The 17,720-nt window shown below is 70.8% G+C and carries 16 protein-coding genes; 2 read left to right on the top strand and 14 right to left on the bottom strand.

The window, feature by feature from the left end; all coding sequences use genetic code 11:
* Positions 1–18 precede the first annotated feature (18 nt).
* The 9 genes from WMF43_RS08305 to WMF43_RS08265 form a co-directional block, all read right to left on the bottom strand.
* Positions 19–426 carry a hypothetical protein gene (locus WMF43_RS08305; RefSeq protein ID WP_437678886.1) on the bottom strand — a complete coding sequence of 136 codons (408 nt, stop codon included), beginning with the start codon at positions 424–426 and terminating at the stop codon, positions 19–21.
* A gap of 358 nt (positions 427–784) precedes the next feature.
* Positions 785–2,017: a DNA polymerase IV gene (locus WMF43_RS08300; protein WP_437678885.1), complete on the bottom strand. Its 1,233-nt coding sequence runs from the start codon at positions 2,015–2,017 to the stop codon at positions 785–787.
* A gap of 37 nt (positions 2,018–2,054) precedes the next feature.
* A complete protein-coding gene (locus tag WMF43_RS08295) occupies positions 2,055–2,921 on the bottom strand; it encodes a hypothetical protein (protein WP_437678883.1) in 867 nt (288 codons plus the stop codon).
* A complete protein-coding gene (locus WMF43_RS08290; RefSeq protein WP_437678882.1) occupies positions 2,918–3,976 on the bottom strand; it encodes a hypothetical protein in 1,059 nt (352 codons plus the stop codon). Before WMF43_RS08290 ends, WMF43_RS08295 begins: the two co-directional genes overlap by 4 nt.
* Before the next feature lie 537 nt (positions 3,977–4,513).
* Positions 4,514–5,233: a YcnI family copper-binding membrane protein gene (locus WMF43_RS08285; protein ID WP_437678880.1), complete on the bottom strand. Its 720-nt coding sequence runs from the start codon at positions 5,231–5,233 to the stop codon at positions 4,514–4,516.
* A 634-nt stretch (positions 5,234–5,867) separates the two neighbouring features.
* Entirely contained in the window at positions 5,868–6,572 is a 705-nt protein-coding gene (locus WMF43_RS08280) for a response regulator (RefSeq protein ID WP_437683971.1), read from the bottom strand.
* Between the two features lie 15 nt (positions 6,573–6,587).
* Positions 6,588–6,968, bottom strand: coding sequence for a sensor histidine kinase (locus tag WMF43_RS08275; protein ID WP_437678878.1), 381 nt, complete (start codon positions 6,966–6,968; stop codon positions 6,588–6,590).
* Positions 6,969–7,352: 384 nt separating this feature from the next.
* Positions 7,353–8,405 carry an FG-GAP repeat domain-containing protein gene (locus WMF43_RS08270; protein WP_437683970.1) on the bottom strand — a complete coding sequence of 351 codons (1,053 nt, stop codon included), beginning with the start codon at positions 8,403–8,405 and terminating at the stop codon, positions 7,353–7,355.
* Positions 8,406–8,475: 70 nt separating this feature from the next.
* Entirely contained in the window at positions 8,476–9,558 is a 1,083-nt protein-coding gene (locus WMF43_RS08265; protein ID WP_437678877.1) for an FG-GAP repeat domain-containing protein, read from the bottom strand.
* A 416-nt stretch (positions 9,559–9,974) separates the two neighbouring features.
* Between WMF43_RS08265 and WMF43_RS08260 the strand changes: the two genes are divergently transcribed.
* A complete protein-coding gene (locus WMF43_RS08260) occupies positions 9,975–11,258 on the top strand; it encodes a hypothetical protein (RefSeq protein WP_437678875.1) in 1,284 nt (427 codons plus the stop codon).
* 90 nt (positions 11,259–11,348) lie between these two features.
* Here WMF43_RS08260 and WMF43_RS08255 read toward each other — a convergent pair whose 3' ends face one another.
* From WMF43_RS08255 to WMF43_RS08235, 5 genes are all read right to left on the bottom strand, one after another.
* Complete coding sequence (locus tag WMF43_RS08255) at positions 11,349–11,849, bottom strand: hypothetical protein (RefSeq protein ID WP_437678874.1); 501 nt, start codon at positions 11,847–11,849, stop codon at positions 11,349–11,351.
* Between the two features lie 24 nt (positions 11,850–11,873).
* Positions 11,874–12,089 carry a hypothetical protein gene (locus tag WMF43_RS08250; RefSeq protein ID WP_437678872.1) on the bottom strand — a complete coding sequence of 72 codons (216 nt, stop codon included), beginning with the start codon at positions 12,087–12,089 and terminating at the stop codon, positions 11,874–11,876.
* A gap of 431 nt (positions 12,090–12,520) precedes the next feature.
* Entirely contained in the window at positions 12,521–14,212 is a 1,692-nt protein-coding gene (locus tag WMF43_RS08245) for a hypothetical protein (RefSeq protein WP_437678871.1), read from the bottom strand.
* A gap of 500 nt (positions 14,213–14,712) precedes the next feature.
* Positions 14,713–15,558, bottom strand: a complete 846-nt coding sequence (locus tag WMF43_RS08240; protein WP_437678870.1) for an alpha/beta fold hydrolase — start codon at positions 15,556–15,558, stop codon at positions 14,713–14,715.
* 185 nt (positions 15,559–15,743) lie between these two features.
* Complete coding sequence (locus WMF43_RS08235; RefSeq protein WP_437678868.1) at positions 15,744–16,532, bottom strand: SDR family oxidoreductase; 789 nt, start codon at positions 16,530–16,532, stop codon at positions 15,744–15,746.
* A gap of 118 nt (positions 16,533–16,650) precedes the next feature.
* Between WMF43_RS08235 and WMF43_RS08230 the strand changes: the two genes are divergently transcribed.
* The gene (locus WMF43_RS08230; protein WP_437678866.1) at positions 16,651–17,637 is read left to right on the top strand and encodes a LysR family transcriptional regulator; all 987 of its coding nucleotides are present in this window, start codon (positions 16,651–16,653) and stop codon (positions 17,635–17,637) included.
* Positions 17,638–17,720 lie beyond the last annotated feature (83 nt).

The raw sequence follows: 17,720 nt of genomic DNA, 5'->3' as shown, positions 1-17,720 counted from the left end.
GCAGCGCCCGCGTCACGCTCAGCGCTGCTCGACGTTCTGCAGCGGGCCTTCGGCCGGGTCAAGCCAGCCGTCGGCGCCGCCGACCGCGGCCGCCGAGAAGGCCCCGCGCTGCGTGGGCGGCTGTTCGGACGATGCCTCGCCGAGGTGCCCGCCGATGACGCCGATCTCCTCGTCCAGGACCGCGTCCCGCTGCGCGGCCTCGCGCTGCTCCCGCGCGACGATCACCTCCGCGACGGTCCCCACGAGCGAGCCGATGACCGTGCCCGCGACGGCCCCGGGCGGGCCGGCGATCGCGCCCACCGCCGCGCCCGCCGCGGCCCCAGCGAGGGCGCCTGCGGCCGCCTTCGTCAAGATGGAGGTCTTCGGCGGCACGCCCGGGGGCATCCCATCGAGCTCCGCCGCGCGGCGCTCGTCGAAATTCGTCATCACAGAATCAACCTGGGCGTTTTGCATGGCGGTCACCTTCGCGGAAGCTGCACGCCGCCCGCGCTGCGGGCCGGCGCGCGCCGTCTCCGTCGCTGTCCGAGAGCCCCTCTGGGCCCGTCTTCACGTACCGTGTCTCTCCGCTCCGCTCCATCGAGAGAGCACACGCCGTGCCGCCCGCTCTCCGCGGCGACCCGCGCGCAGCGCGCGCAGCCCAGCGCCCTTTGCGCCGCTGCGCGGAGGGCGCCTGTCGCATTTCGCCCCAGATCAACACGCGACGGTAGAGCACGTTGCTCCAGACGGACACGCTGCGGCGTGTCACCCGCTTATGCCGAAGCCGTAGCGCCGCTCGGCGTGCGCCTCATGTGCCCTCGCGCCGCCGGCCCTTCTCGCGCGCGCCCCCGCGCCCCTCCGCGGCCGCCTCGCGGCGGCTCGACGGCGGCGGCTCCAGCAGCGCCGCGCGCGTGAGCCCTTTTCCCCCGAAGCGCTCCGCGACCTCGGCCACGACGCCCTCCAGCCGGCGGCGCCGCTCCGACGCGACCGGGAACAGGCTCAGCGTCGGCCCGGCGGTCTGGTCGGTGAGGTCGCTCGCGGCGACGCCCACGAGCCGCACGGGCCGCGACAGGTCGAACCGCGGCAGCAGCCCTTTCGCGCACTCGTAAATGGAATCGGTGTCTCCCACCGGCTCGGCGAGCTTCGTCTGGCGCGTCCGCAGCGTGAAGTCCGAGTACTTGAGCTTGACCGTCACCGCGCGGCACGACAGACCCGCCTTGAGCAGCCGCCGCGCGACGCGGGCCGACAGCTCGAGCAGCCAGCGCTCGATCGGCTCCCTGCCCCGGAGGTCCTGCTCGACGGTCTCCTCCGCGCCGATCGACTCCGCCGCGCGCCCCGGCACGACCTCGCGCTCGTCGATCCCCGCCGCGAGCAGCCGGACGTGCTCGCCCCAGGCCGGGCCGAGCAGCTCGTGCAGCCGCGGCGCCGGGCAGCGCGCGAGGTCGCCGATGGTGTCGAGCCCGGCGCCGCGGAGGCGCTCGGCCGCGCGCGGGCCCACGCCCCACATGCGCTCGAGCGGCAGCGGCGCGAGGAAGGCGGCGACGTCCTCGGGGACGACCACGAGGCCGTCGGGCTTCCGGAGGTCGCTCGCGATCTTCGCGGCGAACTTGCACGGCGCGACGCCGGCCGAGGCCGTGAGCCCGATCTCGTCGCGGATCGCCCGCTTGATGCGCGCCGCGATCACCTCGCCGTCGCCGAAGAGCGAGCGGCTCGCGGTGACGTCGAGGAAGGCCTCGTCGAGCGACAGCCCCTCGACGAGCGGCGTGAAGCGGCGGAAGACCGCGAAGACCTTCGCGCTCACCTCGGCGTAGCGGGCGTGCCGCACCGGCACGACGACCGCCTGCGGGCAGCGGCGGAGGGCCTCGTGCATCGGCATCGCCGAGCGCGCGCCGTAGGGCCGCGCCTCGTACGAGGCGGCCGCGACCACGCCGCGCCGCGACGCGCCGCCGACCAGGACGGGGCGGCCGCGCAGCGACGGATCGTCGAGCTGCTCGACCGACGCGAAGAAGGCGTCCATGTCGATGTGGAGGATCTGGCGCATCGCGAGGGGCCGATCGGACTCGAGAACCGCGCCGGGATCAACCGGCGCCAGAGGGAGCCTTCACAGCAAGCGCTTTGCGAAGCTCACGAGGTAGCCCGGCCACCTGCCGTTCCAGTGGCGGGCCACGTGAAGGCGCCACGCCTCCGCGGATCGCTGCGCGCTCGCCGCGCTGAGCGCAGGCGCGATCACCTCGCAAAAAAAACCGCTTGCCGTGAACCCCCTTCGCCAATCTCTCCCCAGCAGCGAGCGCGTCAAGGGCGGTTTTTCGAGCACGAATCTCTCTGACGACCCTATCCACATCCATGGTCCGAAGGCGATCCCCGTAGGGCCTGAGCCGTTCCAGGAACGCCCCTTCATCTCTCCACGGGAGGCACGGATCCTTCTGGGGATGACCCAGGTCAGAAGGCGGCAGCACGGCGGAAAAACCCTCGCGCAACCGTTGGAGCGTCCACCAGATGGCGCCGTAGCCAAGCCACCCATCGAGCTCCGCGTCAAGCACCGCTTGAACGGCGCCAGCGCTGAGCGAAAGAGCGCTCTCCAGCGCGCCCGGGTCACAAAAGTGGTTCTCGAGGCACCATCCCTCGGTTACCTCGAGGTTGGGCAAGGCCGCCCTCTTCCTGGCGATGTCCTCATCATCCCAGACGTCTCGATCCACGAGCCCGTACCAGTCCGGGTTCTTCTCCAGCTTCCTCAGCACCTTGTCACGGTCGCCGGCGACCCCAACATAGACCCTGCTCACCCAGAGCTGGTCGACCGATTCGAGCAGCTGCTCTATCACCGACTTGTCGTCGTCCCCTTCCACGAGGAGCAGCCTCTTCCTAGCCTTGATCGACAACTCGAGGATCCTGTCCCAGTGAGCCTCCCGAATCCTCTGTATATCCCGGTCGACGTCTCTGGAGCTCATCGAGCTGCATCCTCGCTCGGCAGATCAAGGTCGATCATGCGCCTACCGACGCGGAAGTGGTCCCACACCTCCGGCGCGTGGGAGGCGACGATGAGCTGTCCTTCCATGTTCTGCACCGCGAAGCGCTCGATCACGGCCAGATTGGTGCGCATCAGCGAGATGTGCTGGTGAAGCTCCGGCTCGTCGATCATCACGACCCCTCCCTGGGTCAGCCAGCGCGCCACGGTGAACAAGGCGATGACGGCCGCCCTCTCCCCCGCCGACAGCTGCTCAAGGGTCACCTCGACCCCGCTCTGTAACCGGACCAGCGGCCTTCGCGTCTTGGGATCGGCCCGTCCAAGCAGCCTGAGTTGAGGAAGGACGCGGCTCAGGTCGTCGGCGATCGCCCGAAATCGCTCGGGATCGATGGCGAGCAACGCTGCCATCGAGTTCTCGACGTGCCCTGGTTTTTTCTCCGACGGCTCATAACGGGCAAGGAATCGAAACGACGCCTCGGGCGCGAGCTCGAACAGGTCATCACGGCGCAAAGGTTGGATGAAGCGATCTTCGGCGCCGATCGAGACCATGTTCGGCAGAGGCTCAACGCCGTTGCGCGTCGCCGGCTGCTCCAGCTTCGTCGCGTGCTCGTCCCAGAACTGGTAGATGGGCGAGGCCCGATTGTGTAGATTCTTGAGGTTGCCTTTGTTCCCCGTCGCGAGCACGCCCACCACGGCGCTGTTCCCCCGGTTCGGCACCGCTTCCCAGAGCTCGCGTTGACCATAGACAAGCCAGAGCTCGCCGGCCGGGCCGGGCAGGCCGACGACATGAAGGGCGGCGAGATCCGCAGACAGCAGCGGATCGTTGCTCGCGAGACGCACGTGCGTGCCCCGCTGCGACCAGCGGCGAAAGAGGCGCCAAAGCGAGGCAATGGCCTCGAGGTAGGTTGTCTTGCCGCTCCCGTTCAGACCGCGCAGGCAGACGCTGCTCGCCGGGGCACCTCCAGGGTCAAGGCTGAAGGAGTCATCGCGCTGGACGAGCGCCTTCATGCGCTGAATGACGACGCGGCTGATCCTCATGAGCGTCGCCGGACGCTACCGCGCCACCCCTGATAGCACAAGTGGGCTCGACGTAGTTTTCCGTCCGGACAGGCTCGGAAACGGTGATCGACGTGGCGCGAGCTCGCCGTGAGGAACGACAACGCCACCTGCAACCAGAAGCACCTCGCCGGCGAGGACGCCCGAGCAGCGAAGGCCCTGGGCGCCTGCTGGTGGACTGCCCTGACCTCTGCGCGGCGCTCGCCCGCACGCCTGACGGAGACTTGAGGCTTACCGGACCGGCGGCTTCAGATCGTCCGGCAGCCTGCCGGCGGGAGGCCGCGGCAGCTCGCCCGGGCGTTCGAGCAGCGAGCCCGGCGGCTCCGCGTCCGGCCCTGCATCCACCTGCGGCCCCGCGTCGTCCGGCGGTCCCGCGTCCGGACGCGGTCCCGCGCCATCGCCCGCGTCGCTTCCCGGGCCGGGATCTTGCGGGACCGGGCGCAGTTCCTCGGAGCACGCGCACAACGCGCAGGCGACCATCAAGAGGAGAAAGCGGCGCATCGTCACGGCCTCCCCGGCTCAGTACTTGACCCAGATCTCGGTGCCGGGATGGATCTCCGACAGCACCTCCGTGTCCGGCTCCGTCGTGATCAGGCTCTGGGTGGCCGGATTGGCGCTGTACGCCGCCTTCCCCGCCCAGACGATGAGCGCGTCGTTGAAGACGCTGAGGTCGTGGACGTGCTGGTTCACCGTGTACTTGTTCCACCCGGGCGAGCGCGCCGGCAGGATGAACAGCGACGGCGCCGGGCTCGTGGCCGGCGTGCCGGCGTCCGCGTCGTGGCTGCCGTGCTCGCCGGAGGTGTCGCTCCACGCGACCGTCGTCTCGACGCCTGCCTCGCTGCGGCAGGTCTGGGTGGTCGGGAAATAGAGCGTCGTGAACGGCGCGTCCGGCACCTTGAACCGCAGCGCCAGCTTGTAATAGTTCGTGTCGGCGGGGAGCACGTCCGCGAGCGGCTTCGTCCAGACGACGGCCGTGACGTTGCCCTCCGCGTTCTTCTCCAACACCGCCTTGCCGAAGGTGCTGTCCAGCGGCCGCACCGACGTCACCCCGGCCGGGATCTGGACCTTCACGCGGTAGGTGTCCGCGCCGTCGCAGCCGTGGCCGACGCCGAAGGTGGCCTCGTGGGTCGCGCCGGCGAAGGCAGGACCCGACACCGAGACGTGCGCGTGCGCGGCGGTCGCGGTGAACACGGACAGCGAGGCCGCAGCGGCCAGGGACATCTGCAACGCAGTCTTCATCTCAAGCACCTCCACTCACGAAAGCTCGCGCAACGTACGGGCGTCCCCCTCCCCTGGGAATGCGACCAATTGTCGCGGCGCGCGCTCGCCGCGCCCCCGAGGAGCCGCAGTCGAGCGCTCAGGGCGCACAGCGACCGCCATGTGCTCCGGAGCGCGCCCGCCGCCGGCGAGACCGCGCAAAGCGTCGGTCCGCAGTGCGGCCGCGCGAACGGAATTCCAGTCGGGAGCGCGGCTGGTCCATCTCGGAGAGAAAGGTGCGCTCCTGCTTCATCCGCGGAGCAGCTCAGCTACCCCGACGGCACCGGACACGGTCCGCCTGGAAAGCTCAGCTACCCCGGTCGCACCGCGAACGGTCCGCCTGGAGAGCTCAGCTGCCCTCCCCGCACCGGACACGGTCGCCCCAGGGCAGCTCAGCTGCCCTCCCCGCACCGGACACGGTCGCCCCAGGGCAGCTCAGCTGCCCTCCCCGCACCGGACACGGTCGCCCCAGGGCAGCTCAGCTGCCCTCCCCGCACCGGACGCGGTCGCCCCAGGGCAGCTCAGCTGCCCTCCCCGCACCGGACGCGGTCGCCCCAGGGCAGCTCAGCTGCCCTCCCCGCACCGGACGCGGTCCCCGCCAAACCCGCTCGCCCCCTCACGCGCCCTTCAGCCGGTAGCCCACGCCCGGCTCGGTGACCAGGATCTGCGGGCGCGCGGGGTCGCGCTCCAGCTTGTGCCGGAGCTGCGCCATGTAAACGCGCAGGTAATGCGTCTGCCCCGCGTACGCCGGGCCCCACACCTCGCCGAGCAGCTGGCGATGGGTGAGCACCTTGCCGGCGTGCCGGATCAGCGTCGTCAGCAGCTTGTACTCGATCGGCGTGAGGTGGATCTCCTCGCCCGCCCGCTGCACGACCCGGCGCCCGAGATCGACCTCGATGTCCTGCACCTTGAAGCTCGATCCCTCCGCCTTCGCCCCGCGCGCCGCGCGCGCCGCGTGGCGCAGCGCCACGCGCAGCCGCGCCAGGAGCTCGCCCGCGCTGAACGGCTTCGTCAGGTAATCGTCGGCGCCGCCGTCGAGCGCGTCGATCTTGTCCTGCTCCTGACCCCGCGCCGACAGCACGATGATCGGGACGGCGCTCCACTCCCGGAGCCGACGGGTCACCTCCAGGCCATCCATGTCAGGGAGCCCCAGATCGAGCAGCACGAGATCCGGATTGCGCGTCGTCGCCTGCGCGATCCCCTCGCCGCCCGTCTCCGCCTCGACGAGCCGGTAGCCGCGGGCCGCCAGCATCGCCCGCAGGAACCGGCGCATCTGCGGCTCATCCTCGATCAGCAGCACGAGGGGGCACGGCTCCGACATCGTCACGCCACGTTATCAAGCGCCCGCGGACCGGGGCAGCTCCGGGCCGGCGAGCTCCGGCGCGCGGCCCTCGATGGGCAACGTCACGCGGAAGAGCGCGCCCCCCTGAGGCCGATTCTCCGCCGTGATCCTCCCGCCGTGCGCGGTCACGATCCCGCGGCAGATCGTGAGCCCGAGGCCCACGCCCCGGCGCGCCTGGCCGCGCCCCCGGTAAAACTTCTGGAAGACCGCCTCCTCGTCGCCGGGCGACAGGCCCGGACCGCGATCCTGGATCTCGAGCACCGCCACGTCCTCCTCGGTGAACCCCCAGATCGCGATCGGGCTGCCGGCCGGCGAGTACTTGAGGGCGTTCTCGAGCAGGTTGATGAGCACCTGCTCGATCAACACCCCATCCATCGGGACGAGCCCTGTCTCCCGCTCCAGCTCGATCGAGACCTCCCGGCCTTGAAGGTGCTGCGGACGGTGGTTCGGTCGATAGGTGACACCGGCAAGGTAACTCTCGCCGCGTCAAGAACCCCTCAGGGCGTGCCGTCCAGGCATCAAGATCGCGTATCCCGACGCCCAGGCCCCCTCGACCGCGCCGCGGGGCCGCAGCTCCGGCCGACCGCGGTCGTCGGGCCCGTGATCGTCGCCGCGTCCCGCAGGCAGCCTGGCGGGCGCCCGGCTCGCCCGGCGTGTCAGCGCGAGACGCTGCGCCGCGCGTTGGCCGGCGTCAGGCTCGCGGCGGCCGTCATCCTGCTCGGCAGCGCCGTGCGGCAGTCGCTCGACGGGCCGACGCGGTCAGCCGCCGTCGCGGGGCCCAGCGATCACCGGCCCCGGCGCGAGCAGCTGGCTCCCCTCCATCAGCCACACCGCCATCTCGCTCGCCCCGTCGCGCTGCCAGACGACATCGACCATGCCGTCGAAATTGACGTCGCCCGCGGCGTGCGCCGACCAGCCCTCCCCATCCGGACCCCGGAGGATCGGCCCCGGCGCGAGCAGCGCGGTGCCGCTCATCAGCCACACGGCCATCAAGCCCTCTTCTTCGTTGGTCCAGAGCACATCCGCGTTGCCGTCGAAATTGAAATCGTTCGCTCTCAAGGCAATCCACCCCTCGCCGGGCGGCCCCGGGATCAACGGCCCCCTGGCGCGCGGCTGGGCGCCTTCCATCAGCCACACCGACATCAGGTTCCGCTCGGCGTCGTTCCAGACCACGTCCGACATGCCATCGCCGTCGAGATCGGCCACGCCGCCGACCACCCAGCGGCCGCCGCTCGGCCCCTGGAGGATCGGGCCCGGCGCGAGCAGCCGGCTCCCTTCCATCAGCCACACGGTGATCACGTTCCGCTCGGCGTGGTTCCAGATCACGTCCGACATGCCATCGCCGTTGAAATCCGTGGCCCTGTTCGTCCATCCCTCGCCGCTCGGGCCCGGGAGGATCGGGCCCGGGGCGAGCAGCTGGCCTCCGTACATCAGCCAGACCGCCATCAGGTTCTGTCCAGCATGGCGCCAGATCACGTCCCCCATGCCGTCGAAATTGAAGTCGTTCGCCCTGGCGACCCAGTCTCCGCCGCCCGGCCCGGAGATGAACGGACCCGGCGCGAGCAGCCGGGATCCATCCATGAACCAGACGGCCATCAGGCTCCGTTCGGCGTCGTTCCAGAGCACATCGGCCATGCCGTCGAAGTTGAAGTCGAACGCCTGGACGACCTCCCAGCTCGTGCTGCTCAGCCGCTGCGCGCCCTCGAGGGAGGACGCGGCCGGCGGGGGCGCTCGGCCCTCGTCGGACGGGTCGGCGCCGCACGCGCAGGCGAGCGCCGTGTGTACCGCGAGGATCACCCGCAGGCGCTTCACCGCCAAGAGAGACCTCCTCACGCTCGCCCCGCGGGCCGCCCTCGGCCGCCGCCGCGACCAGCGCGCTCCATCACAGGCCGTCGAGGGGGCCCAGGATCACCGGCCCTGGCGCGAGCAGCTGCGTGCCGTCCATCAGCCAGACCGCCGCCTGGTCCGTCCCGGCGGCGTACCAGAGCACGTCCCCCATGCCGTCGAAGTTGACGTCGGTGCCGGGGCGCACTGCCCAGCCGCTGCCGAGCGGCCCCGGGATCGCCGGCCCCGGCGCGAGCAGGTGCGTGCCCTCCATCAGCCACACGGCCAGCAGGTTCTGCTCGGGGTTGTTCCAGAGCACGTCTCCCATGCTGTCGAAGCTCGTGTCTTCCGAGGTGACGATGCGCCAGCCGCTGCCGAGCGGCCCCGGGATCACCGGCCCCGGGACGAGGAGCTGCGTGCCCTCCATCAGCCACACGGCCATCAGGTTCTGCTCGGGGTTGTTCCAGAACACGTCGCCCATGTTGTCGAAATTGGCGTCCTGCGCGGTGGGCGCCACCCATCCCTCGCCGGCCGGCCCCGGGATCACCGGCCCCGGAACGAGGAGCCTGTCTCCATCCATCAGCCAGACCGTGATCAGGTTCTCTTCGGGGTCGTTCCAGAGCACGTCCGTCATCCCGTCGAGATTGAAGTCGGTCACCGAGTGCACCTCCCAGCCCTGGCCGAGCGGCCCCGGGATCACCGGCCCCGGAACGAGGAGCCTGTCTCCATCCATTAGCCAGATCGCGATCAGGTTCTGCTCTTCGTTCCACCAGAGCACATCGGCCATGCTGTCGAAGTTGAAGTCGCCCGCGTTCGCCGCCGCCCATCCCTCGCCGACCGGTCCCGGGATGAACGGCCCCGGCGAAAGGACCCTGTCTCCCTCCATCAGCCAGATCGCCATCAGGCTCTGTTCCGTGTTGTTCCAGAGGATGTCCCCCATGCCGTCGAAGTTGAAGTCGTTCAGGCGCACGGCCTCCCACGTGTATCCGCGCGACCTCGGTGTCGCCGCCGCCAGGGAGGACGCCGTCGGCTCGACGGACCGATCCTCGTGAAGCGGCTCGCTTCCTGACGCGCAGGCGGCCATCGTGTGGATCCCGAGCGCCGCGCGCAGCGCGGCCCTCACGGCCGCAGATCTCTTCACACTCGCCTCTCCTGCGCCACGCGCGCGGGCACGGTTGCCGGTTCGGGCAGGTCCGCTCCGGCCCCGTGTGCGCGCCGCTCACGCGCGTGGGGAGGGCGGCAAGCGCCAGTCCATCGAAGCCATCCTTTGCGCCTGATCTCCGCGCGGCGCCCACATGCGAGCTCCCCTGGCCATCCCCCGCTTCTTGCATCCAGGGTCGCCGCATCGGCACGTTGTGCTCGACGAGCTTGTGGCCTCCGCGCTGGAGGCAGCGAGCTCGCGCGCTTCGTGAGATGGCTTCTGGCCCCTGATCGCCGGCCACTCCGAGGGAAAACATCCGGGACGCCGGGACGCCCGGGGGAATCCGCCCCCGGGCGCTCTCCATGCCTCGGCGGCGCGGGCCATGTGCGGCTCTGATTTCAACCTGGGGAGCGCAGATGTTTGTACCTGACGGAAGGATCACGCTCGGTACGGCGATGGTGCTCGTTCCATCCCTCACCTGCGTGGGCCCGCGCGAGGCGCCGGAGATCGCGGACAGCGGCGGCGTCCACGTCGAGGTCGGCGAGGCCCGCGGAACCCTCTGTTACGGCCAGGCGATCGCGAACGTGATCGTCCTGCCGGAGACGTACCGATGGGAAGATCCCGCCCATCTGCTCAGCGTATCGGAGGGGTTCGGCCCGCGTATCCTCGACGTCGCCGTGTCGACGAGCGTCCAGCCTTCCGTGACCGTGACGGGGACCGCCACGAACAGCTTCACGCCCCCGAGCTCCCAGCCCTCCTCGGGCACGGCGGGTTTCCCGGGTGCGGGGTTGGGCTTCCCTGGCGGGTTTTATCCTGGCGCGTCGTTTCCTGGCGCGGGCTTTCTGGGCATGCCTGGCGCCGGAGGGGCCCCCGTGGGCAACCTGCCAGGCACGCCCGGCTCGGGGGTATTCCCAGGCACGCCGGGCGCGCCGGGTTCCCGCGCCCCCACGGATGGCCAGCCCTGGTGGAACATGCCGGGCGACGGCGCGGCTCCGGGATACCCGCCCTCCTGGGGCATGCCGGGCAACGGTGCGGCTCCGGGATACCCGCCCTCCTGGGGCATGCCGGGCAATGGCACGGCCCCGAACGACCAGCCTCCCTGGGGCAATCCGGGCAATGGCACGGCCCCGAACGACCTGCCCCCCTGGGACATGCCTGGCTCGAGCCTGTCGGGAGGTTGCGTGCCCTCGAGCTCGGACATCTCCGATGCGGTCGGGTTCAGCGTGACCGAGAGCATCACGCTTCAGGCCAGCACGTCCTACTTCGTCCCGACGGCTGCGTTTGCGCGGGTCTCGGCTTACCCGGTCTTCCAGAAGGTCACCTGGGATATCGTCAGCGTCGGCGGTTTTGCCTGGGGAGCCGGCCCATCGGGGACCAGCGTCGTCGTGGGCTCGGGTGTCGTGCTCAAGCCGATCGGTGTCTATTTCTCGACCGACCGCATCTATGACTTTGCCTCGATGGGAGGAGGAGTGATAAGCCCGGGCCCGATCCTGAATCCCATAAGCGGCGCTGGGGCCGCGGACGGCGCGGGGGGCGCTGGCGGCGCTGGCGGCGCGGACGGCGCTGGGGGCGCTGGCGGCGATGCCAGCGACACCGGGGGCGCTGGTGGTATGGGCGGCACAGGGGGCGCTGGCGGCGATGTCAGTGGCGCTGGCGGCGATGTCAGTGGCGCTGGCGGCACGGGCGGCACCGGGGGCTAGTACGATATCGCCGAGGACGCAGCTCGCCGGCGTCCGCAGGCTCTGACGAGGTGCTCGCGTCACTCGACTGTCTCGATGCGTCGCGCATCTTCAGGGTGGACCATCGGGGCGCTGCTTCGCGATCGGTTTCGAGGCGCCATCGACGATGGTGTCGCCCGGACGGAGCCGCCCCTGGCGGTGCAGCTCCCGGGCGACGAAGGGGCAATGGCGGAGGAGCCACTTCAAGGGGAGCGGCTCGTCCGGGTCGTAACGTTCGGTCTTCAGGCCGTGGTAGAGGTCGTGGTACCGGGCCCGCGCGGCGCAGTATGTAGGCTCATTTAATTTCAACCTATCACGGGTCGCCAGTACGGCCTTGCGTGTGGCCTCGTCGAGCCACTCCGCGGCGTCGACCTTGAAGGTGAGCAGGTCGAGGACGAACCAGCCGTCCTGGATCTCGAAGGGATCGAGGACGTCGTCATAGTTGTCCTTGTCGGTGTTGATCTGATGCGCTGCGAGGCGGACGTTGCTCCACTCGTAGGCGAGCCGCTGATGCTTCGACTTCGACTTGAAATGGTCGACGGTGGCGAGACCGGTCGCTGGATCGATGTACATGCCGAGGTAGGCGCAGAGGTCGCGCTAGGCCGTCCTCAGGTCGGGTAGCGCATCTCTCCAGTAAGCAGGGAGAGCGTCGGCGGGCAGATCCTCGATCCGGTCCGCCAGCTTCTCTCGCTTCTTACCGCGTCGCTTGGGAGCCTCGGGCGAGCCAATCAGCTCGAGGAGCGCGCTCTGGCCTTTCTTGCGCACGCTGGCGTCGAAGCCGGCGGGCTCGTCCACGCGCTCGACGCGGATCAAGCCGGCGTCCCCTCGACGTGTTGATCCAAGTAAAGCCGCCAACGCACCAGGAACGGGTCCATCTCCGGCAGCAGGCGGAGCAGCTCCTCGTTGACCCGCGCGATCTCGGCGGGATCGGGGCTCGACTCCCGGAGCAGGCTGCTCGCGTCGCGGAGCGCGGCCTCGGCCTCGGGCGACGTGGCCGCGCGAAGGCGCCGGTGATGAGGCTCAGCCGCTCGGTGAGGGGACCGAAGGTGAGCTTGTCGGCGGGGCCGACGCCGGCGAGATCCAGCTCCCTAAGCACGGCGCACCTCGCAGGGCACCGTCTCCTGGGCCGGCGGCGTGGGCGAGGACTCGGCGGGCAGGATCTGGACCATCGAAGCCGGCACGATACCGCCTCCTTCCAGGCTCATCACCACCGCCATCGACGTGCCCGGTCACCTCGCCGCGCGTCAGCGCGCCGCCTTCGCGATCTCGTCGGCCGCGCGCGCCCGCTCCTCCGCCTGCTGCGCGAGCGGGCCCGTCAGGAGCGCCTGCGCCTCGCGGAAGCGGGCGGCCACCTCGTCCCAGTAGCCCGCGCCGGCGCCCTGCGGGGCGGCGATCTGCTGGATCACGGCGGCGTCGAACGCGGCGATGCCGGCGTACGGCGACGCGGGCTTCGCGCGGGCCACCCAGTCGAGCGCGGCGAGCTCGCCCAGGCCGAGCCCCGCGAGCGGCGCCCGCCGCATCATCAGCGCCGCGTCCTCGGGGCCGTTGCGCAGGCCGAGGGCGAGCGCGAGCAGCATCGTCGCCTCGGGCGGGCGCGGGGTGCCCTCCGGCCACGCCGTGAGCAGCGCCGTCGCCTGGTCGAAGTCGACGGCGCGCCAGTACAGCCGGCCGAGCTCGATCCGCGCCCTGGCGTAAAGCAGCCGCGCCTCGGGCGAGAGCTGGGCGGCGCGCAGGGCGGCGCGCTGGGGCAGCGGGACGCCCCGCTCGAGGAACATCCGCAGCGTGCCCGGCCGCGCGGCCGCGTCGGGCGGGAGCAGGCGGCCTGCGTAGTACGTCGGCAGCGCGCCCGCGAGCCGCTCCTCGACGGACGACGGCGCGGCCGGCGGCAGGGGCGGCAGCTCCAGCGCGTCGAGCGCGTCGACGCGCCGGCCGCCGTAGAGGCGCGACAGCATCGCGCGCGCGCCGTCCACGCGGGCGTCGCGGAGCACGCCGACCTCCGAGAGCTCGCGCAGGCCGACGAGCGCGGCGTCGCGGCCGCTGGCCTTCCAGGGCTCCAGCAACTGATCGAGCTCGCCGTAGTACACGTTGGCGAGCTCCGCGTCCTTCCGCATGGCGTCAGGCAGCGGCGCGGATCGGACCACCTCGACGAGCCGCATATAGGCCCGCCCGGACTCCACGGCGACGAGGCCCTTCGCGTAAAACGGAAGCCAAAGCCCGAGCTGCCCGAGATCCTCGATCGCCCGGTCCTGCTCCGTCACCCACGTGAAGAGCGGCCCCTTGGTGAACGCGAGGACGCGCTGGACATCGTAGGGCGGCCGCAGCGCGGGCGGATCGGTCGCTGTGCGCGCGAGCCGGGCGGCGAGCGTAAGGCCGCGCAGCACCTGGTAGAGGTCTCCCTGGAGCGCAGCGGGCGGCGCCTTCAGGAGCGGCACGGCGATCACATCGCCGCAGGCGATCGGCGCGAGCTCGGCCCGGAGCGCGCGCGCGAGGCCCGCCTCCAGGCCCGCGCACGCCTCGACGCCCGCGAGCCGCGCGTCGCGCGTCGCGGCGTCGTCCTCGGCGAGCGCGCCGTCGAGCGCCTCGAGCGCGCCTTGCGCGTCGTCGCAGGGCTGCGCGGGCGCGACGGCGGCGCGCCGCACGAACGCCTCGCAGATGTGCGGCGCGGGGGGCACTCCGGCCGGCGCCGGGTAGACGAGCGCGGTCTGCGGGTCGAAGGGCGCCGGCTTCAGGCTCGGGAGCAACTCGTCCTTGAGCGTCCCGTGGACGGCGAACGCCTCGTTCTCCGGGAGCGGCGGGGGCGGCGCGGGCGCCGCGCGGTCGTCGCCCGCGGCGGAAGGGGCGCCCGGCCCGGGCGGCGGGGCGGCGGCGCAGGCGGCGAGGGAGAGCCCCATCGCGGCGAGGAGGGCGGTGAAGGCGGAGCGGGGGATCGAGCGCATTAGGTTTCCTTGGACACGGGCGGTTCGCAAAGGTTTCACCGTGGAACGACCGCGAGGCCGCGGACAACGCTACCCTGCCCTGCGCGACCTGCTCCAGCGCAAGAAGCACGCTGGCCTCGAGGCGGCGAAGGAGGAGAGCCGCAGGCGGAGCGCGCCGCAGCGCTGCGGGTTCGCGCGCACGGGACGTGGGCGCGCTGCTCGGGATCGCCCTCTCCAGGATCGCGAGTCGAGCTCCGCTCGGTCGCTCACGCTGGCACACCGCGACGGCAGGCAGAGCGTACGCCTACGACGGTAGCATCAACAAATTCCTACCATGCCACCTACCAGACCATCCGGCCCGGCTTCGCATGTCAGAAATACCGCCAGGATTCCGCTGAGGGGGTGAACCGTCGGCTCGGCGACTTCCGGCGCGGTGATGTACTCTGGCAGCTCCGTGGCTCCGGGCGCGCGGCAGCCTGCTCTGGTTCACATCGCCGGCGCCGCTCGGCGGACGCCGGAGCTCAGGCGCGGTCTTCCCTGAAAAACTCGCGCAGGGATTGCGCGACGAGCTCGGGGCTCCCTCCCCGATCGGCGTTCCAGGGAGCCTCGTGACCGACGCCTTCGAGCTCCGTCCGCTGGACCCTGGGCAGGATCGTCTCCAGCGCATCGAGGGCGTCCTTCAGGTACCTCGGGCTCTTCGTGCCTCCGAGCAGGAGGATCTCGGCTTCGACGGCCTTGAACGACGCGACGCGTTCTCCCCTGTCGACGACCATCTTGAAATCGAAGCGCATCGCCGGGAGCAGCTCGCGCACCGGCGCGTACTGCCCTGAGCCCCTCCTGTCGTCCAGGCGGAGAAATCCCCTCGCCGCCAGCGCGAGCAGCGGGCGGGGGACCGCGGCGAGGAGCCCCGGGGCGAGACGCACCATGTTGCTCATCGTGACGAGCGCCGAGGCCAGCTGACCGCGGCGGATCTCGTCGTTGAAGCGAGCGATCCCATCGAAGGGCACTCCCTCCAGATAAAACGGGGGCTCGTAGACGGCCGCCTTGCGGACGGAGGGCAAGGCGCGCGCAGCTTCGAGCGTGATGATCGCTCCCGAGCTGAGCCCGAACACGAGCTGGGCGCCGCTTCGCGAGAGGAGGCCGTCGAGATCCTCGACCTCTCTGTCGATGGAGTGCCCGGCGTCGTACGCCCGCGGGCTCATGCCCCGCCCCCGCCGGTCAGGGAGGTAGACCGTGAAGTCGTTGGCCAAGGCCCTCGCGAGCTGGTCGTAGTTGGCGGCGGTCCCCATCGCTCCTTGCACCAGGATGACGCCGGGACCTCGGCCGATCTGGCGGTAGCCGATCGTGGTGCCGTCCCTGGAGGTCACGGCGCCCGCCGTGTAGGGTTCTTTCGAGGTCGAAGAGCGGCCCTCTCGACCGCTTCGTGCTTCCGTCATCATCGCGTGCTCCTTCCCGGCCCTTTATGACACGGCGGCCGATGAATCAGGCTTGCGCAGCGCCGGCGAGGGCTCCTCGTCTCCCCTGCGCCCGTGCAACATCCATCCATGCGCTTCTAGCCGCTCAGCTGCTTCATCTGCGCGAGCATCTGATCGACCGGCTTGCTGAGCTGCTTGAGGATGAAGCCGGGCGCGATGCGGCTCATGAGCTTGGAGACGTTCGCGAAGCCGACGCGGATCTCCGGGCGGTCTCTCTCGAGCCCCGTCAGGGCCTCATCGACGAGCTTCGCGACACTCATGAGCGGCGTGCCCCGGAGCTCGTCGGCGAACGTGTGGTTCAGTGGCGTGTCCACCGCCGGAGGCGCCAGCTCGAAGACCTTCACGTTCGTCTGCTTGAGCTGGACGCGCAGCGACTGCGTGAACGAGTGGATCCCCGCCTTCGTCGCGCCATAGATCGGGGCGATCGGGTAAGGGTTGAAGGCGAGCCCCGACGACACGTTGACGATCGCCGCGCGGGCCTGGGCCTTGAGGTGCGGGAGAAACTGCATCACCATCCGGATCGAGCCGCTCAGGTTGATCTCGATCTCCTCCGTGATGCCCTGGAGATCGGCGCCGAAGGTCTGCAGGTTGACCTTGCGCATGATCCCTGCGTTGTTGATGAGGACGTTCATCGCGGGGAACTCCTTCATCACGTGCTCGTGGAGGGCCGCGATCGCGTGCGGGTCTCGCACGTCGCTCCGGAGGGTCCGCAGCCCAGGCAGCCTCCGCCGCGCGGCGTCGAGCGCGTCCTGGTCGCGGCCTGTCGCGATCACCGTGTTGCCGCGGCGGAGGAGCTGCGACGCGAGCTCGAAGCCGATGCCGCCGCTTCCACCGGTGATGAGGATGGTGTTGCCTTGGAGTTTCATGACTGGACCTCTGTTTCGAGCTCCGAGGGAGCGTTCACGCGTCAGGCGCCTCCGCCGGCGCCGCGACCCACGGAAAGGAGTACGGCGGAGCAGACAGAAATGCTAATGGATAGTCGTGATGGGGAACATAAACGGCGGTTATGGCCGCGATCTCGACCTGAACCTGCTCCGCGTGTTCGTGGTGGTCGCGGAGGAAGGGAGCCTCACGCGCGCGGCGGCGCGCCTCTACGTGACGCAGCCGGCCGTGAGCGCCTCGATGCGGAGGCTCGCGACCTTCGTCGGCGCCGAGCTCATCACCCGTCAAGGTCGCGGCGTCGCGCTGACGACGCGCGGCGCCGAGCTGCTCGCGGCGGCGCGCGCGCACCTCGGGCCGCTCATCGCCGCCGCGACGGCGGCGCCGCGCTTCGACCCGAAGCTCTCGACCGCCACGATCCGGTTCGGGCTCGCCGACGGGCTCGAGTCCGTGATCCTCCCGAGACTGGTAGCCCAGCTCCGTGCCGAGGCGCCGCGCATGCAGTTCATCGTGCTGCCCGTGCAGTTCCGGACCGTCGAGGAGAGCCTGCTCTCGAGCAAGATCGACTTCGCCGTCACCGTGGCGGACGAGCTGCCGAGATCCATCCTCCGCCAGCCGCTCACCGCACACGAGCGCGGGCCGAAGGCGTTCGTTTGCCTGTACGACGCACGCTTCACCAAGCTCCCACGCCCGCTCACCGAGCGCGCTTACTTCGCCCAGGAGCACATCGTCGTCTCGTACGCCGGCGACACGCGAGGCGTCGTGGAAGACGCGTTGGGCAAAGCCAGGACGGTCCGCGTCTCCGTGCACTCCTTCGGCTACATCGCGGACCTCGTCGAGGGCTCTTCCCTCGTGGCCACGGTGCCGTCGTTGCTCGCTGATCACCTCATCCGGGCGCGGTCGCATCTGCGAGCGATCCCCGTGCCGTTCTCTCTCGAGGGCGCGCTGCTCGAGCTCTTGTGGTTGCGCGCCACCGACGACGATCCGGCGGGGCGATTCGTCCGCGGCGTCGTGGCGAACGTCGTCGGAGCGCTGGAGGGGAAGAGCGCAGAGACGCTCGCCCGCTCCGGCGCGGTGAGGCGCACGCGGTGAAGGTGCGACCCATCCTGCTCAACGCCGGACCCGCGGCCGCCGAGGCCCCCCCCGGACAGCGGAAGTCCTCGTAGACCCTCCCT

The organism is Sorangium sp. So ce131 (assembly GCF_051519095.1).
Lineage (GTDB): Bacteria > Myxococcota_A > Polyangia > Polyangiales > Polyangiaceae > Sorangium.
This window is presented reverse-complemented; position numbering and strand designations above follow the sequence as displayed.

Bases quoted from the DNA above. Each gene is read 5' to 3' on its own strand.
- WMF43_RS08305 (WP_437678886.1), bottom strand. From the start codon at position 426: ATGACGAATTTCGACGAGCGCCGCGCGGCGGAGCTCGATGGGATGCCC.
- WMF43_RS08245 (WP_437678871.1), bottom strand. From the start codon at position 14,212: ATGCGCTCGATCCCCCGCTCCGCCTTCACCGCCCTCCTCGCCGCGATG.
- WMF43_RS08235 (WP_437678868.1), bottom strand. From the start codon at position 16,532: ATGAAACTCCAAGGCAACACCATCCTCATCACCGGTGGAAGCGGCGGC.
- WMF43_RS08260 (WP_437678875.1), top strand. From the start codon at position 9,975: ATGTTTGTACCTGACGGAAGGATCACGCTCGGTACGGCGATGGTGCTC.
- WMF43_RS08275 (WP_437678878.1), bottom strand. From the start codon at position 6,968: ATGGATGGGGTGTTGATCGAGCAGGTGCTCATCAACCTGCTCGAGAAC.
- WMF43_RS08295 (WP_437678883.1), bottom strand. From the start codon at position 2,921: ATGAGCTCCAGAGACGTCGACCGGGATATACAGAGGATTCGGGAGGCT.
- WMF43_RS08290 (WP_437678882.1), bottom strand. From the start codon at position 3,976: ATGAGGATCAGCCGCGTCGTCATTCAGCGCATGAAGGCGCTCGTCCAG.
- WMF43_RS08285 (WP_437678880.1), bottom strand. From the start codon at position 5,233: ATGAAGACTGCGTTGCAGATGTCCCTGGCCGCTGCGGCCTCGCTGTCC.
- WMF43_RS08230 (WP_437678866.1), top strand. From the start codon at position 16,651: ATGGGGAACATAAACGGCGGTTATGGCCGCGATCTCGACCTGAACCTG.
- WMF43_RS08300 (WP_437678885.1), bottom strand. From the start codon at position 2,017: ATGCGCCAGATCCTCCACATCGACATGGACGCCTTCTTCGCGTCGGTC.
- WMF43_RS08280 (WP_437683971.1), bottom strand. From the start codon at position 6,572: ATGTCGGAGCCGTGCCCCCTCGTGCTGCTGATCGAGGATGAGCCGCAG.
- WMF43_RS08255 (WP_437678874.1), bottom strand. From the start codon at position 11,849: ATGTACATCGATCCAGCGACCGGTCTCGCCACCGTCGACCATTTCAAG.